Origin of the sequence: Bartonella sp. AA81SXKL (assembly GCF_042196945.1) — a bacterium.
Classification (GTDB): domain Bacteria; phylum Pseudomonadota; class Alphaproteobacteria; order Rhizobiales; family Rhizobiaceae; genus Bartonella.
The window spans coordinates 1-18,435 of record NZ_JBHIRH010000007.1 but is presented as its reverse complement, the minus strand read 5'-3'; the positions used below and the strand labels follow the sequence as shown (position 1 = coordinate 18,435).

Below are 18,435 nucleotides of genomic sequence, written 5' to 3'. Positions count from 1 at the left end.
TTAACTTTGTTCCATGCGAATAAGGTCAATTTTTTCAATCATTCAAATAGGCATTCTTCTTTGAAGAAAACACTATGAAAATAACATAAGGCAAAAAATGTAAACAAAAAAAATCAAAAAATAATGTTACCATTTGAAAGGAAATATGCATGAAAGAAAACACAGAACATTGTGCCTCCTCTACACAGGAAGAATTGCAAGAACAACACTCTGTAATTAATGCAGCCATTTCAAAGCAAATCAATGAAGAAGCGCAAAATTTTTTCTACCCCAATAGCAAAGTGCTTAAAAATAAATACCGTATCAAAGATAAAGAAATATTAAAAGAATGCTGTTCTAATGATGTAAAAAAAGAAATGATAAAACTGCACCAAGAACCTCTACCAGAGCAGTTTAATGCCTCTTATCTAAAATACCTTCATCAAGGACTCTTTTCCCGTGCATTTGAATGGGCCGGACAAACACGCGAAGAGCCTTTTACATTTGAAGATGGCACTGTTGCTTCTATGCCCATTTTGAAAAGAAAAGAATTTACAAAACCTTTTGCGATTGGCAGAAAAATACAGGAGGGACTAGAAAAGTTAGATAAAACGCTTGCTGAAAAGAATAATTTACAAGGCTTAACGCGCGAAGAATTCGTTGAACAAGCAGCTAGTATAATGATAGATTTGCACCACTTGCATCCTTTCAGAGAGGGCAATAGGCGCACAAAGAGACTGTTTGTTGAAAAACTCTCTCAAGCAGCAGGACATGAGCTAGATTTTTCTCTTGTGAGCAAAAAACGTAAAGACTTTGTCCGCGCCGCTGCCATGGAACATGGCAACCCAGAGCCTATGAAGCATCTGCTTGAAGATATCTCAAATCCAGAAAAATTGCTCCTCTTACGAGAATTCACCAACTCTATGAGAGAGCTTGGATTGGATGAAAAAAATTATCATCTCGCTGTCGTTGCAAAAGAAGGAGAAACCTATCATGGTACCTATAGAGGCAGTGGACCCAATGGCTTCATGCTTGATGCCAACGGGATTTTCATCTTGGGAAATAAAAAAGATCTCACCCCAGAGCAAATACAGACATTAAAAATCGGTGATGCCCTCTCCTTTACAGCACAAAAAGTTCAAAACCCAGAAAAAACCCAGCAAAAAACATTGCTTCCAGAAGAAAAAAGAGCCACTCTTAAAAACGATGAAATAACTGAAAAGAGCAAAGACAACGCATCCATTCAAACAAAGAAAAAAGAACAAGCCCATTTTTCACCGTGGATTGCCCCTCATGCTTTACATGACAGCGTTGAAGTTATGCCCCAAAGTTTGCAAGAACAAGAAAAAGAACAAATGGCACAACCAATTGCTCAATCGGCTTCCGCTATGAGGCAAATGCAAAAAGATTTTCAAAAAAACATTTTACAGAGCAGTAATACAGCGACAAATAATCCAATATCTGTCAAAATGACAAAGGAAACACGCTCTGATCATCAAGAAAGAACAAAACAGCCCCCAAAAAAAGCAATGGCATACTGGGATACTGGTACAAGAAAAACGGACACCGTCCCTCTCACCTTACAGGAGAAATTATCATCACCGCCTGAAACCGAAGAAAATAAGACAATACATCGTAATTTCTTTTACCCCAATAGTATCACCTTAAAGAATAAATATGGAATAAAAGACTATGGAAAATTAAAAGTGCAATGTGCCCATGATACAACAAAAGCAATCATTCATCTGCGCCAAGAAGCGCCACCACAAAAACTAACCTCCACATATCTCCAATATATTCATCACACCCTATTTAAAAATACTTTTGAATGGGCCGGACAAACACGCGAAAAACCATTTACATTTGAAGATGGTACCGTTGCTTATATGCCAATGATGAAAAAAGCTGGTATTTCTTTTGCCTCAGCAAAACAGATACAGGAGGGTCTAGAAAATTTAGATAAAATACTTGCAGAAACGAATAGTTTAAAAGGCTTAACCCGCGAAACATTTGTTGAACATGTCACTGAAATGTTGATACAGCTCAACTATACACATCCTTTCAGAGAAGGCAATGGACGCACGCAACGAATGTTTTTTGAAAAACTTGGGCAAGTTGCTGGCCACACACTCGACTTTTCTCTTGTAACAGAAAAACGTATGAATCTTGCCAGTATTGCATCGCTAAAACATAAAGATAAAGAAGAAATGAAACATCTGCTTGAAGATATCTCAAATCCAGAAAAAATACTTATTTTAAAAGAATTCATGGACAGTATGAAACATATCGGGCTTGAGAGTATACATCATCATCTTATTATAACAGCAAAAGAAGGTCATACCTATAAAGGCTTTTACAGAGGCAGTGGACCCAATGGCTTTATGCTTGATGCTAACGGAATTTTCATCTTGGGAAATAAAAAAGATCTCACCCCAGAGCAAATACAGACATTAAAAATCGGTGACGCCCTCTCCTTTACAGCACCAAAAATTCAAAACCAGCAAGAAGTGCTTATCCCCGCACAAACAATAGCCCCCCTTACCAACAATGAAATTGCCACAAGGATAAAAAACAACGCATCCATTCAAGCAAGAAGAAAAGAAATAGAAACTTTGTGCCAAATCATTTATGGCAATCGTCATATTTTGCGGGAAAGAATTGAGATGATCCATGAAAATCATACTGAAGGAGAACAACTCACCTATCAAATTACCACCTCTCCCCAATCGATTTCTAAGCTTTCTGGTAGCAATGTATTTGGCATCAAAAACAACGCGCGCGCCCATGCTGAAGAAAATATTTTGCCCCTCTGTAGAGCCATTGATCGTTATATCAATATTTCTAAACAAACAGAAAGAGACATTCTCCATACCCATCATGTAAAACAAAGGCGGTGTGAACAGTCGGTAGAAATGCCTAAGGCTTGGATGAAAAATCTCCTTTCCTTGTCAAAAGCACAACAGCAAGAAACTTTATCAAACTCTCCTGAATTAAGGGGAGAGATAAGGACTTATATCAAAAAAATCAATGAGCGCTTATCTTCAAACGAGCATGAAGTTATAAAAGAAAATAATCCTGAAAGACTTGCGAAGAGTCTTGGCACATCAACCATCAAAGCAAAAGAGATTATGGAAATAGTCAAGCAGATAAAAGAGATAGAACCGCATATACAACCCATGTATTTTTATAACCATAAATTCGATGAGCGCTTAGCACCAAACCAGTATCAATCTATCCAGCATCAATCTATAAAGAAAAATAATGAAAAAAAATGTTCCAACACCCTTGATAAAGAAGCAATTAAAGTGCAAAAAATGACAGAAATCGTCAATCAGAGTCCCAAAAGACAAGAAAATATTCAACCTCACAAAACGGAGCACACAAAAGAAATGGCAATGAATATCTAAAAGGTTTATAAACTTTAACTTTTTTGCCCCCTCTGGTAAAAATGATAGCCTTTACCCCCCCCTCTGCCTTCATCGGCAAATCAATTGCGCCTCAACGAGAATGGAAACCATGAGAGAACAAATTGATCTTATTTCCTCAGATTTTATCCTCATCAACTGTGAAAAGAAACCTGAACAGGAAAAATGCTGTTGAAAGATCATGTCTTCCTATCCTCTTGTTTATGTAATCTCTAAAACGAAAAGGCAGCCAAATTTGGGGAGAATATAAAGCCGTAAAGATAAAAATAAATCACCAGCTTTACCATCACCTTTTAGCTCAGCCTTACGACTTTTTAAAACATCTAAAGCGCTGTTTTTTTAATAATGAATAAATAATGGAAATTGCGTATTGCTCCACGCTTTTATTTTATTTGCGTTCTTTAATAGGGTCACACCCCTCACATAAAACAGAACGGTATTGGGTTGCACTATTCACGACATCACACCATAAAGAGAAATTATCATTATATATCCCTACATATCCCTTCAAACTGTTATAATATCACTCGCATATTTCAGTTTGAAAAAGAAATTTTAATTATTTTATGGCAACAATAAAAATTTTAATGCAACAGTAAACAAGGAGCATAAAAAAGTCTTCAAGCACCATTGTTGACAGAAAGATAAACACCGTCGTAAAACGCTTTCAAAAAGTATCCTTGATTAGGATAGAGATCAGATTTTTACGATTTAAAACGCTTTATTTCTCCTGTCATCGCTTCTCTTTTACAACAAAGCTGATATATCTTTATGACATTGATTAAAAAAATTGCAACAGTTGCTTCCGGAACCCTCATGAGCCGTATTTTTGGCTTCGTACGCGAAATGCTTATGGCCGCAGCCCTAGGGACAGGTCCTGTTTCTGATGCCTTTAACGCTGCTTTTCGTTTTCCCAACACATTTCGTCGTTTTTTTGCTGAAGGTGCCTTTAACGCTGCTTTCATTCCTCTTTTTGCAAAAAAAATCACTGAAGAAGGTCACGAAACGGCATGCAAATTTGCAGAAGAAGTCTTTGGCGTTCTCTTTTCGCTGCTCTTACTGTTAACGATTGCGATGGAACTGAGTATGCCTTTTTTGGTACAAACCATTATTGCCCCAGGTTTTACCGAAGATGCAACAAAATTTAACGCTACAATTCACTTTACTGCAATCATGTTTCCCTATTTAACCTGCATGTCGCTTGCTGCCATGATGGGGGGCATGCTTAATGCGCTGCGACGCTATTTTATTGCCGCCATTGCCCCACTCTTTTTAAACATTATTTTGATTGGTGTGCTTGCCTATGCTTGGATCTATAAACTTGACGCTTGGCATATTGGCTTAAATCTCTCTTGGGGTGTATTGGCAGCAGGGCTTCTTCAGCTCACCTTAATTGCCCTTGCTTTGCGTCAAAGTGGAATGAAAATTTCCTTCCGCCAGCCCCATTTAAGTCCTAATGTTCGTAAGCTATTAACTTTAGCATTCCCAGCAGCCATCACAGGTGGCATCACGCAAATTAATTTGCTTATTAATACCAACATTGCTTCTAGTCAATCGGGTGCTGTCTCTTCTTTGATGTATGCTGATCGTCTTTATCAATTGCCTTTAGGCGTAATCGCCATTGCCGTTGCAACCGTTCTTTTACCAGAGTTAACACGTGCTTTGCGGAGCAAAAAGCATAAAGAAACCCACCATTTACAAAATCGCTCTATTGAATTAACATTGTTGTTAACACTTCCAGCATCCATCGCTTTTTTGCTGCTCTCCACTCCCATTGTCAGTTTGCTCTTTGAACGAGGACAATTTACCAGTCAATCAACACACCATGTTGCACAATTATTGGAGCTTTATGGACTAGGACTTCCAGCTTTTGTTCTTATTAAGGTCTTTATTCCTAATTTTTTTGCCCATGAAGATACCAAAACACCGATGATTTTTACAGGTATTTGCGTTTTCATCAATATCAGTCTCGCCTTAACATTATTTCCTATTCTATCTGCACGAGGCATTGTTATTGCTGAAATTACCTCTGGATGGGCCAACACCCTTTTGCTGTGGAGTGTCCTTATCAAACGCGGTTATTGGAAATACGACTTCCAACTGATAAAGCGAATATTATGTCTCATGATGGCAACTCTTTTGAGTGCACTAGCCCTCTATTACGGATTGAATGTGTTTGTTTTTTTGTCTTTTCCTTTATCCTCACAAGCATCATTTTTCTTGCGCGCGATCACCTTAGCTGGGATCATGATTGGCATATTTTTGATCTATTTTAGTGCCTATTTTTTATTCAACACCCGTTCCTTTTTTCACACGCTTAAAAATTTGAAAAAACGCTCATAATATCTATACTTTGTCAAAAACAATAAAATGAATAACCTTAATTGAAGAAAGAGCACTCCTATGGATACCTTCACACCACTTGTCTTTTCCGGCGTACAACCGAGTGGTCATTTACATCTTGGCAATTATCTTGGAGCCATTCAGCGTTGGGTTGAACTGCAAAACTCTCATCACTGCCTCTATTGTGTTGTGGATATGCATGCGCTCACAGTCAACCCAGATCCCCTTACTTTACGCGAATCCACCAGAACAGTGACAGCAGCTTTTTTAGCCGCCGGTATCGATCCTCAAAAACACATTATTTTTAACCAATCACGTGTTTTTCAACATGCTGAACTCGCCTGGATTTTTAATTGTGTTGCCCGTATCGGCTGGCTTCAACGCATGACACAATTTAAAGATAAAGCGGGAAAAGATCGCGAAAAAGCATCCATCGGGCTTTTTGCCTATCCCACTTTGATGGCTGCTGATATTTTAGTCTATCGAGCAACGCATGTTCCAGTAGGCGAAGATCAAAAACAGCATGTTGAACTCACACGCGATATTGCACAAAAATTTAACAACGACTATGCACAGCGTATTGCCGAATTAAATTTTGGTATCTCTATGCAAACAGATGAAGAAAAAAGACAAGGCTTTTTTCCCCTCCCAGAGGCGCTTATTGGAACAACAGCCACACGCGTTATGTCTTTGCGCGATGGGACAAAAAAAATGTCAAAATCAGATCCTTCAGATTTTTCACGCATTAATTTGACCGATGACGCTGATCTTATCGCAAAAAAAATACGCAAAGCCAAAACGGATTCAGCTCCACTTCCCGATACCCTTGCCGCTTTAAAAGAACGACCAGAAGTAGATAACCTGCTTGGTATTTATGCCGCCTTTGCCAAAGTTAGCAAAGAAAAGATTCTTTTAGAATTTTCTGGTCAACAATTTTCCCATTTTAAAACAGCTCTAGCCGACCTTGTTGTCCATAAGCTTGCCCCTATAACAGAAGAATTACGTCGCCTTCATCAAGAAAGCGGTTATATCGACTCTGTTTTGCATGATGGCGCTAAACGTGCTAGTATGCTCGCAGAAGAAAATATGAAAAAAATTCGTGAAATTATTGGATTTTTGCACAATACATAAAAATAATAAAACTAAAAACTGTAGAGAGCAAAAAAATCGTTTGTACAAAATAGAGAAAGTGCATGATTTCCAAACCCCAAAATCCGAAAAAAGAACCAAAGAAAAAAAACTTAGTTATTATCGATGAAACACCAGAGTGTCGGCGTGCCGTTGCGTTTGCCGCACAGCATGCCCAAAATACCAGTAGAACATTGGTATTACTTTGTGTCGTTGATAGTGTAGAATTTCAACATTTTCTGGGTGTAAACAACGTTATGCGTACAGAATCAAAGCAAAGTGCTCATAAAATATTAGGAGACATTGCCAGTGAAGTCCGCACCACCCATGCGCTTGAAACAGAAATAGTAGTGCGTGAAGGAAAAAAAATTGATGAGATTTCCAAACTGGTCGACGAAGATAAAAGGATTGCACTAATTGTTTTAGCAGCCAGTGGACATACAGAAGGACCAGGACCCCTTGTTCAATTAATCGGGAATAAAGGAACAGCTTTTTCAATCCCTGTCATTGTTATTCCTAGCAATCTTGCCGATGAAGATATTAGATCTATTGCCTAAAAAATATAATATTCTACAACGTAAGATCTTCCCAAGCCTTCATTATAAAAGGAGAATCTATGTTTATTCAAACTGAAACCACCCCAAACCCTGCAACTCTTAAATTCTTGCCAGGACGCGTGGTTCTTTCTGAGGGCGTATTAGAATTTCGTGACCGTGAAGAAGCAGCTAAAAACTCACCTTTGGCGGCTAAACTGTTTAATATTCCCAATATCAATGGTGTTTTTTTAGGCTATGATTTTATCACCGTAAGCAAAAAAGAAGGAGAATGGCAACATCTCAAGCCCGTCATTTTAGGCACAATTATGGAACATTTTCTATCCAATGAGCCAGTGATCACCACCAACGCTACAACACAAGCACAAACCCATGCCCTTAACGAAGAATTTTATGACGAAAAAGATGCTGATATTGTCTTAACCATTAAAGAGCTCCTTGAAACGCGTATCCGCCCCGCAGTTGCCAATGATGGTGGAGATATTACTTTTCGCGGATTTGAAAATGGTATTGTTTATCTCAATATGCGCGGCTCCTGCGCTGGATGTCCCTCTTCAACAGCAACTCTCAAACATGGTATTGAAAATCTTTTACGTCATTTTATCCCTGAAGTTTTAGGCGTTGAAGCCATGCCACAATAAATCACAATAAATATTGACCTCAATAGGTAAAATAACCACACCGATTGCCCCTCTTCAACAGCGCTCAAACATGGAATGTAAAGATCTTACGTCATTTTATTCCTGAAATTTTAGAAGTAAGCTATGCAGCCATAAAAATAGAGTACTGTTAAAAAAAATCTGTCCAATAATGATACCTTCACCCACCTTTCACCTCCACATATACCTTAAAAAGCTTTCAAAGCTCCCTTTAGGAAACATACGTTGTTTCAACAAACCAATTTACGTACACAGAAGTACAACGCATGAGCGTACATTTTAAATTTATTTTATCTCATAATCTTGTCATGCAATTTTAATCAAGAAAACACGACCTCGTTACAAAAAAGCCCCCAAAAAAAGAAAACATTGCAAGATAGAGTGCCCATTTGCTTCATCTTTCTCAGCTCTCCAAACGACAAATCACGCAAAATACTTCTTGTAGCAAGCCGGCACCATCATCATATCTGCCAGCCCCCAATGTTGCGATAGCCCTTGGCACTTAAGACGATTCATAAGAGTCATTTTTAATCCTTTCTTGTACAGTTTTTACCCACACGCCAGCCCCGCTTGTGGTATGCAAGCAAGTGATTTTAATTGATTTAACATGGAACAGATTTGAAATGAGAGAATCCCACGTTATTCGGGGTTCTAATTCAATATGAATAATGCTAATTTATTATTATAAATCAATATGTTGTAGCAGCAAGTTGACAAAGATCACATTTTGCAACTTGAATGAGAATTCTGACATTCTTCTTATTTCAATTCTGTTTATGTTGCACCAATAAAAATCGTCCGCTTACACAGCACAAACTGGATAATAACAAAAACTATTTTTAATAGCGCTTATGCACACTTTTATAAGAGACTGTTGCAGAACTAAGAGCTGGAAAATGAATGACTGTACGACCTTGTCAAGATCATAGCGTCCTTTTTCCATTCTTAAAATCAAGAATTCCCCCCCTATCATTTTCAATCTCATTTCCATAAATATGACGAAAAAGGTGTAACTACCCATAAAAAATAAATACATCGAAGCCAGATCTATTATGGTTGTTTGAGAAATTATCTGATAAAAAGAAAGAATATTTTTTCAATTCAGCAGGAATAAGTTTGTCTACTTTACGGCGTTGTTCTTCTCATAAAGCGCATACTTTTATTGTTGCTTGTGAGTCAATATCCAGTCCCCTCATAACCGCATATTAAAAGAAAAGAAAGAGTCGCTATTTCTCTGCGATACATGGCTTTGCAATAAAGGAAAACATATTGCTTCTATCTGATTGGTGTAATCTATGAAACAAGAAAAGAAGCCCATTGGAGAAAAATATGCCCAATTAGAGAAGAATGTAAAAATAGGAAACCAATGAAATGCAAAAACAATTGCAAGAAAATAAATGCCTAAACTTTTTTCACAAACTCCGACTTTAAACTCATCTGACCAATCCCTGGAATTTTGCAATCGATATTATGATCCCCATCCACCAAGCGAATATTCTTTACCTTCGTCCCCCCTTTTAAAACAGATGAAGCGCCTTTTACTTTCAGATCTTTTATCACCATAACGGTATCTCCGTTTGTTAAAATCTGACTATTGGCATCATAAACAGTATTGACAAGAACCGTATCATCGTTTTTTTGTGGCCATTCATGTGCGCATTCAGGACACACAAAATTTTCACCATCTTCATAAGTATAAAGACAATCACAACGAGGACATTTGGGATATTGGGTCATAAATTCCCCTTATTAAAAGAAAAATCATTCATTATGACTGGTCATAAAGCAAGAAGTGCTTATTGTCCATTATTTTAGAAAAATGTTTCCCTTTGTTTCAATCCTCATCTGTCAACAGTGTTTATGAATGCCCTCATCACATACCATACATGGGTTTATAAAAATGATTGATCATTATACAACTCAAATGAGTCCCCGCATATCATAAAATTTACGCATTTCATTCTCTCTAATAAATTAATCAAAATCATTTTCTTATACATCACCAATGCAATTAACGAATGGATAAAAAAACAATTAGAAAAGGAACATCTCTGAATAAAACGTTCTCAAAGAGCTAAAAACTATTGCAGCATTGAGAAACAAGAAAATGATGTCCCCAACTTAACCTTTTATTTAAGTAAAGATAACAGTCATAATGTTAGAGAACAGACTGATTTATGATCATAGTCAATGGTTTTGTATATTGAATGAGAGCCGATAAATAAGCTGAGATTCTCTCAACCCCTTTTACATTGAAACAACCAAAACCTTTTGCATGTTACAAGTAGGAAAAGCCGTGTAAAACGATTATCCAAAATACTAAATACTCTCAAATATAAGAGCCAACATTGAAAGCGGGCAAAGTGAATAATGGTGCCGTCTTACTCTCTCATAAGCGTAAAAATGGTGCTGCTCAATGAAGGGACGGTTATCCCTTTCAAAGCAACACGCATAAGATGCGTTTTTAGTGTCTTGAGAGAGAAGATTCTTTAAAACAAACATATGAAATGTGCAACAATGATCGTATTTTGTTTTGTATGAGAAACATTCTCCTATTAAACAAAAATTTCTATCAAGCCATTGAGCAAACCCATTGGACATAAATGCTCCGATTATGCTCGATTATAATTTCCTACAGCATTTAGTTTTAAGAATCCGGCAGTTTTAGGAATCCGATTGATATGTAAGAGAGGAAAAAACAAAGAGAGCTTGAAAATGGAAGATCTCCCTTATGCACATAAAATCACGCCCCTAAAATCACACCCATGTGATCAATCATCATACCTTTACAAAAAAACATTCCAATGATCTTAGGTGATAATATCAGGGTGATCTCTCCCCAATGCTTGTTGTATATTTAACAGTTTTAATGCCACCTGTTGCAAAGGTTTAAGAACGTCTTGCGGATTAAAATTGTGTTTGCGCGGATCACTTTCATATTGTTCAAAATAAAGCCGTAAAGTAGCACCTAGCGTCCCTGTTCCCGACAAACGAACCACCAACCGTGCGCCATTCTCGAAAAAAATACGGATACCTTGCTGCGTACTAACGCTCTGATCAACGGGATCATGATATGTAAAATCATCTGCTTTTTTGACGAAAAATCCAGCAATTTCAGTTCCTGCATGTGGTAAGTGCGCACGCAAATGCTCTATAATTTCCAAAGCTTTGTCTGCTTCGACTTCTTCATAATCATGCCGTAACGTGTAAAAACGCCCATAGGTGTGCCAATGCTGTTGAACAATTTGTGCGACAGTTTTTTCTGTTACCGCTAAAAGATTTAACCAAAATAATACAGCCCATAAACCATCTTTTTCGCGGATGTGATGAGAGCCCGTTCCAAAGCTTTCTTCACCACAAAAGGTTACTTTTCCCGCATCCAAAAGGGTTCCAAAAAACTTCCATCCCGTTGGCGTTTCAAAAAAGTTTAGTCCTTTTTTTTCCGCAACCAGATCAGCAGCACGCCCCGTCGGCATAGAACGTGCTATCCCCACCACGCCTTTCCGATATCCTTTAATGAGGTGTGCATGTTCAGCCATAATAGCCAAAGAATCCGAAGGCGAAACAAATTGTTGACGACCAATAATGAGGTTACGATCTCCATCACCATCAGAGGCTGCGCCAAGATCTGGTCCTTTCTCTGACATCAATAAATCATAAAGAGCCTTGGCATAAACCAAATTGGGATCTGGATGACCGCCTCCAAAATCTGGCAAAGGAATACCATTAACCACCGTCCCTTCAGAAAATCCTAAACATTTTTCAAAAATTTCATGAGCATAAGGCCCTGTTACCGCATGCATGGCATCAAACCGTAAAGTAAGACCTCGATCAACGGCCTTGGCAATACAGTCGAAATCAAAAAGCTCCTGCATCAAAGAAACATAATCAGCGACAGGATCAATAATATCAATCCGCATGGCTCCCATAAAGATCGTACCTTGCCTATCTAAATCAATATCTGGTGCTTCAAGAATTTTATAAAAAGAAAGACGTTGCGATGTTGCAAAAATAGCATCACATAAAGAATTAGGAGCGGGCCCACCATTGGAAACATTGTATTTAATACCACAATCTCCTTCTGGACCACCAGGATTATGGCTTGCAGAAAGAATAAGTCCACCATGGGCATGAGTTTTACGAATAAGATGCGAAACGGCAGGTGTAGAAAGAATACCGCCCCTTCCCATTTTAATAAGAGAGACACCATGCGCCGCCGCCATCTTCAACACAATCTGAAGGAGAGTACGATTAAAAGTGCGCCCATCCCCCCCAAGAATCAACATTTTTCCTTCAAGAGGCCCAATGTTATTAAAAAGAGACTGTATAAAGTTTTCTACATAATGGGGTTGTTGAAAAACAGACACTTTTTTGCGCAAACCAGACGTTCCCGGTTTTTGCCCCTCAAAAGCCGTGGTTAAAACTGTCTTTACGGTCATATCAATCCTTCATATTCTTTCCTTTAACTTTAAGGTGAAGAGTATCCAAAGTCGACCATTAATTCTACTTGACGGAAGTGTGAAATATTTGCACACTCACCAGAAGTAAGAATTTTTAAAGAAGCCCTTTTATTTAAAACGCTTTTTGCCATATGTTTTTAAATACGAAGGCTGTTTTAAAACAAAATTTTCGTAAAAGAATACAGGAGCATCATGATGATGAAAAAAACAGTTCCCAATGTAACATTCCACACACGCGTACGCGATGAATCAGTGGATGGAGACAATCCTTATCGGTGGCAAGAAGTTAACAGCGATGCTTACTTTAAAGGAAAGCGTGTTATTCTTTTTTCTCTTCCTGGAGCTTTTACCCCTACTTGCTCAACCTTTCAGCTGCCTGATTTTGAAAAACTCTATGATGAATTTAAACAAGCGGGTATTGATGAAATTTATTGTCTTTCCGTCAATGATGCTTTTGTCATGAATGCTTGGGGAAAAGCACAAAATATCAAAAACGTGAAATTAATTCCCGATGGCTCTGGTGAATTCACGCGCAAAATGGGTATGCTGGTTGCAAAAGACAATGTTGGTTTCGGCATGCGATCATGGCGCTATGCAGCTGTTATTAATGATGGTGTGGTTGAACAATGGTTCGAAGAAACAGGTTTTTCAGATAATTGTGCAACAGATCCTTACGAAGTTTCTTCACCACAAAATGTTTTAAAAGCCTTGAAAAGCTAATTCCCCCAATCGTCTATTTAAACAAAATTTTACGACACAAATCTCCCTCCTCAGGAAATTTGTGTCGTTTACTTTTTGCAACCTCTATTCGTGAAAGCAGACACGATAAGTTGATTGTGCGCCTTCAGTGAGAAAATATTCCAACAATAATTTTTCAATAAATCTTTCATGTTTTAACGGCTTTGCAAAAGCTTGGAAAATTGCCGATGAAAAATCCCGTTGTGGGACTAAAAAATCAAAGAGTTAACAGCTGTTGCACGCTATCAAAAAATGAGGATGCAATTGCCAAATGCGCAAATTCATGCAAAACTCTCTCGGAAACATCAAGGATTAACATATAGATAAACTATGCAAAATCAACGCTCAGCTCCTCATATTGAGAAAACCTTTATGTTGAAAATGGTTTGATTTATAGAGATAATTTATAATTTTGCATATTGAATGTGAAAGCTGAATATCATAAGAGTGTCTCATTTTATCCCTTCTTATATTGCAACCATCAAAACCATTTTCTTGCCCACGACATGTGGGATTGGCATATGAATAAACGATTAAAAAGAGTGGAAATGCTTCTCGTAAATGCTTTCAAAGGCGAAAGCTGTGAACATCAAGACTGCAAGGTTCACAAAAGCATCAAGAGGGAAAATACAGATCAAACATTTGTTTGAAGAGGCGCACAGTTCAAATTAACTTATGTCTCATAAAAAGAAGCAAATATGGTATAAAAACTGCTCTGCATAAAGAACCGTTTATAAAGAAGATTCAATCAAAAAAATCCCGCAAACATTCCAATTCACATACCATAAACAGACTCATTACTGTTCTCATAGCCATTTATTCTAAGCTTTTATTTTTCTCTAAGAGAAAAACGGTTAAAGAAGTTGTTTATTCGGGTATTCTACCGTAAAGTGTGCTTCTATCTCTTCCTCTTCATCAAACTCAAAATCTTCATCACATTCAGGAAGACCAAAAATATCTGGATTGATGAAATAACAATCTTTTTTTGTCCCCTTCGCTACAATTTTATTTGTTTCTAATTCTTTGATACCTTCTTTAAAACTTTCAAAATTAAGATATTCTGGTTCTTGAATTGAAAGATCGCAAGTCAAAAATTCTTCAAGAATATCATGATCCAATGTTATCTGATCAAACCATAAATCCACATCATCCCCCTCATCTAACATTTTCCCTACCTGCCACAACATCACAAAAAATGCTTTCATACCACTAAATGATAGCCCAAAAATCATACGCCGACACGACGAGGCGCCTGAAAAGGTAATTTGCGGAAGATCTTCAAATCCGAAATTTGAAGGAGGAAGTTTAAATGATTTTCCAATATTCTCAGGTCTTTCAAGAATAAAGGGATTTCGTTCATAGAGCAGAGTAAAATCATATTGGACCATTTTCATTTCTCCGTTAAAGAATTGACTTTATGAAAAATGCATATTATTAGTAAGTTACCATTATGGCAGCTTACAATTCATCCAAACATGCTCCTGTAAAAAATTGTTCGATTTAAGTCATTCCATTGTTTTTTGAAGCTTAAAAAGTCTTTTAGGATAAAACGCTCTAGTTCTCCCTCCTTTTGCAATAAGGCTAGATTTTGTAATGTCCAAGAAGAGAACATCAAAGGATTTGATACTCATAGATGAGAATTCAAAGATGAAGCCAATATGAACTTGTCAATATTTTTATAAACTTTTGCAGAAGCTTTACGTGAAACCCTTTAATTTTCTCAGAGTTTTTGTTCGTTACAATTTTTTTTGCTCATTTTAACGCATTATCATCGCATCCTCAGAAGGGCACGTTTTATAGCAAATAGCGCTTATTTATCTCTTAAAAAATCTCTCTTTTATGCCGCACGCACTTCAAAACCCCGCTTTTGAACGCGTGCACCAACACGTATAAACGAGCAAAGCACAAATTTTAAAAATTGAATTTCAAATTTCCAAAATATTTCAAACAATCACCTCGATAAAGACCTTTACCATTATCATTTTTGGGCGGCTAAAATATCCTGTACTGTTTTGACCAATTGTTCTTCATCAACCGTCACTTGTGCTGGTCGACTTTCACGCCATGTTTGATTATCCTTAATTTCATGAGACAAACGCGCCCCTTCAATCAAATCTTTAATCTGTATTTTTCCGCTCTCACGTTCTTGTGAGCCTTGGATAACCACACAAGGCGCTTGGCGTCGATCTGCATATTTCATCTGCGCTTTTATCCCCGATGCCCCCAAATAGAGCTCAGCACGAATTCCCGCACCACGCAACTGCATCACCATTTTTTGATAACCAGCAACCGCCTCTGGCTCTTTATCCATCATCAGCACCACAACCGGCCCTGTTGTCTCCTTCATAGGCAACTTTCCAAGATTTTGCAAAGCAGCGATCAAGCGTGAGACCCCGATTGAAAAACCTGTTGCTGGAATGTTTTCACCACGAAAGCGTGCCACCAATCCATCATAGCGCCCACCACCACCAACGGAGCCAAAAACAACTTTCAGCCCATCATCATTGAAAACATCAAACAGCAACGTAGCCTCAAAGACAGGACCTGTATAATAATCCAGTCCACGCACCACCGATGGATCAATCTTGATACGATTCTGAAAGCCATTTGCGGCAAAAATTGCTTGCATTTCCTCAAGCTCACAAATTCCCTCACGCCCTTGAACATGATCACCAACCACTTCTTTAAGAGCCTCAAGCGTTTCTTCTGCTGTTTCAGCTCCAGCAGCAGTTAAGGTAAGAATACACTCAATCTCTTTATCCTTAAGCTCCGCCCCTTTTGTAAAGTCACCACTTTCATCCAAACGCCCTTTTCCCAAAAGCAAACGCACCCCTTCAGAACCAAATTTATCCAGCTTATCAATTGCTCTTAAGACAGTTAAGCGCTTTTCAGCCTGCTCATTTCCCCCCAAACCAATTTTCTCTAAAACACAATCGAGAATTTTTCGGTTGTTCAGACGAATGGCATATTCATGATGCTGAAACCCTAGTTTTTCCAAACTATCGGCTGCCATCATACAAATTTCGGCATCAGCTGCTACCGTTGGTGTTCCAACAATATCCGCATCAAACTGCATAAATTGCCGAAACCGCCCTGGACCTGGTTTTTCATTGCGAAAAACAAAGCCAAGACGATAACTGCGATAAGGCTTTGGCAAAACTTCAAAATTCTCGGCAAAATAACGAGCAAGAGGCGCGGTAAGATCATAGCGCAAAGACATCCATTGCTCATCATCATCTTGTAGCGAAAAAACGCCCGCATTTGGACGATCTGAATCCGGTAAAAACTTACCCAGCACATCTGTATATTCAAAAATTGGTGTTTCCAGTGCTTCAAAACCATAAAGTTCATAAACTTCACGAATTTGCGCAATCATTGTTTCAGTTGCATACAACTGTGCACTTGTACGATCAACAAAACCCCGGGGTAAACGGGCTTTGGTTTTTTCTTGTTTTGATAACATATTTTTCTCTAACAACAATATATATTCACCGATAACGTGTGTCTATCTTATAGAAACAAACGCTGCAATAACTTTATCAACTGGAAACTGGTAACAATATACATAAGCTTTTTCTTTTAAAAGATGCAAACCTTTACCCTTAAGGCAATCTACTGAAAATATTTGCATTTTCAATAGGAACATAGCCCCCCGCTCAACATGAAATGCCCGCTTAACATTCAATGAAAAGACATCTGTGCTTGTTGAAAGAAACCTCAAAGCGACTGTTGATTCTGGATAAATCGGAAGCATCCCCCTCAAAAGCCCTCCCTTTCAGAATTCTTCAGATTTATTACAGATGCAAAAATCCTCAAGACATCAGTGTGCTTTGCGCTTGTTCTGCAAAATGATTGATAACATTTTTTAAATCAACAATATTTCGTCCAGCATCTGTAATAGAGCGTGATACAGAGGGAATAACATTCTGCCAAAGTCTTTGTGGAAATTGATTTGCTAGTTGTGTCATTGTTCCACCTTGAGCGCCAATACCCGGAACGAGAAACAGACTATTTTTTAACTGCTCGATTGTGTCTTTTGATTCAGATCCTAATGTCGCTCCTATAACCGCACCTATGGGGCCAATATTATGATAAATAACCGAAGACTGACTATTATAATCACAAATACACTGTGCAAGATGAAGAGAGAGTGTCTGATCACCAATAAGCGCATTTCGTATTTGTTTCCCCTCTGGATTAGAAGACTGAACAACCACAAAAACCCCTGCTCCTGTTTCTTCTGCAACCTTTATCAGAGGAATAAGAGCATCAAAACCCAAAAAAGGATTAACTGTCATGGCATCCACCTTGAACGCACTACTTGGACCAAGCCAAGCCTTACCATAGGCTTCAGCAGTAGAGCCAATATCCCCCCTTTTTGCATCCGCCAGAACCAATATGCCTTGTTCGTGTGCATTTTCAATCAGTTCTTTGAGAGCTTGAAGACCTTCCACACCATATAATTCAAAAAATGCGACTTGCGGCTTTATAATACCCACTTTACCAACAACTGCTGTTAAGAGAATATCACAAAAATCTTTTAGACCTTTATAATCAAAGCTTAGTTTCCACGATTGCAAAACTTTATGGCTCGGATCAAAGCCAATACAAAGAGGTCCATAGATTTCACGATTTTTAAAAAAAGTTGAACGAAACATTTTATATCCTAACAAGATCTCTCTTTAAACTTTTTGATACAATCAAAAAGAAAAGCATTTGTCAAAAGAATACAATAGCGAAAACACAAAGAAAGATCTCTCTATACAAAATGTGCTTTTATTTATGAAACATAAATATATTCCCATTTGTAACGCTTATCATATGTTTATCAACAAAAACATTGTCATGAGATAAAAATTCAAATTTATGAAAGAATATAAACAAAACAGCATCTATATTATAATGACCTCATAAAGCCCTATAGACATGCCTTGTCGTTTTCACCCCCCTTTTTTATGATCAACAAAAACTCTCTATGAACGCGCTTTAAACAAAAGTTTCAAAAGAAAATGCCCCATCATGATGATCTCGATCTTAACTTTAGATCTTTCCTATTCCTTTTGGCGCATATCTATCCCTTTTGGAACATAATTAGCAAAAAGGCATTGTATCTCCAGCATATTCAAGGAGATAAAACATGGAAACTCGC

11 protein-coding genes are annotated in these 18,435 nt (G+C 37.8%); 6 read left to right on the top strand and 5 right to left on the bottom strand.

The annotated features are described in order from the left end of the window. Window positions 1–149: 149 nt before the first annotated feature. From ACFINZ_RS05145 to ACFINZ_RS05125, 5 genes are all read left to right on the top strand, one after another. Entirely contained in the window at window positions 150–3,386 is a 3,237-nt protein-coding gene (locus ACFINZ_RS05145) for a BID domain-containing T4SS effector (RefSeq protein WP_375684064.1), read from the top strand. A 789-nt stretch (window positions 3,387–4,175) separates the two neighbouring features. Then, a complete protein-coding gene (gene murJ, locus ACFINZ_RS05140; protein WP_375634385.1) occupies window positions 4,176–5,747 on the top strand; it encodes a murein biosynthesis integral membrane protein MurJ in 1,572 nt (523 codons plus the stop codon). A 60-nt stretch (window positions 5,748–5,807) separates the two neighbouring features. After that, window positions 5,808–6,878, top strand: a complete 1,071-nt coding sequence (gene trpS, locus ACFINZ_RS05135) for a tryptophan--tRNA ligase (protein WP_375618293.1) — start codon at window positions 5,808–5,810, stop codon at window positions 6,876–6,878. A gap of 62 nt (window positions 6,879–6,940) precedes the next feature. Continuing rightward, entirely contained in the window at window positions 6,941–7,432 is a 492-nt protein-coding gene (locus ACFINZ_RS05130; RefSeq protein ID WP_375618294.1) for a universal stress protein, read from the top strand. Window positions 7,433–7,491: 59 nt separating this feature from the next. Beyond that, complete coding sequence (locus ACFINZ_RS05125) at window positions 7,492–8,070, top strand: NifU family protein (protein ID WP_375612176.1); 579 nt, start codon at window positions 7,492–7,494, stop codon at window positions 8,068–8,070. Window positions 8,071–9,489: 1,419 nt separating this feature from the next. On the opposite strand, the gene ACFINZ_RS05120 is transcribed toward ACFINZ_RS05125, so the two are convergent. After that, window positions 9,490–9,825, bottom strand: coding sequence for a zinc ribbon domain-containing protein YjdM (locus ACFINZ_RS05120; RefSeq protein WP_375634389.1), 336 nt, complete (start codon window positions 9,823–9,825; stop codon window positions 9,490–9,492). Window positions 9,826–10,898: 1,073 nt separating this feature from the next. After that, window positions 10,899–12,527 (bottom strand): alpha-D-glucose phosphate-specific phosphoglucomutase, encoded by a 1,629-nt coding sequence (locus tag ACFINZ_RS05115; RefSeq protein ID WP_375634747.1) that lies wholly within the window; start codon window positions 12,525–12,527, stop codon window positions 10,899–10,901. 216 nt (window positions 12,528–12,743) lie between these two features. Here ACFINZ_RS05115 and ACFINZ_RS05110 point away from each other — a divergent pair, with 216 nt between their 5' ends. Next, window positions 12,744–13,268, top strand: coding sequence for a peroxiredoxin (locus ACFINZ_RS05110; RefSeq protein ID WP_375634401.1), 525 nt, complete (start codon window positions 12,744–12,746; stop codon window positions 13,266–13,268). An 872-nt stretch (window positions 13,269–14,140) separates the two neighbouring features. Here ACFINZ_RS05110 and ACFINZ_RS05105 read toward each other — a convergent pair. The 3 genes from ACFINZ_RS05105 to pyrF form a co-directional block, all read right to left on the bottom strand. Further along, the gene (locus ACFINZ_RS05105; protein WP_375618298.1) at window positions 14,141–14,674 is read right to left on the bottom strand and encodes a replication protein; all 534 of its coding nucleotides are present in this window, start codon (window positions 14,672–14,674) and stop codon (window positions 14,141–14,143) included. Window positions 14,675–15,264: 590 nt separating this feature from the next. Continuing rightward, window positions 15,265–16,749, bottom strand: coding sequence for a histidine--tRNA ligase (hisS, locus tag ACFINZ_RS05100; protein ID WP_375634746.1), 1,485 nt, complete (start codon window positions 16,747–16,749; stop codon window positions 15,265–15,267). A gap of 349 nt (window positions 16,750–17,098) precedes the next feature. Then, the gene (pyrF, locus tag ACFINZ_RS05095; protein WP_375634394.1) at window positions 17,099–17,944 is read right to left on the bottom strand and encodes an orotidine-5'-phosphate decarboxylase; all 846 of its coding nucleotides are present in this window, start codon (window positions 17,942–17,944) and stop codon (window positions 17,099–17,101) included. Window positions 17,945–18,435: the final 491 nt, after the last annotated feature.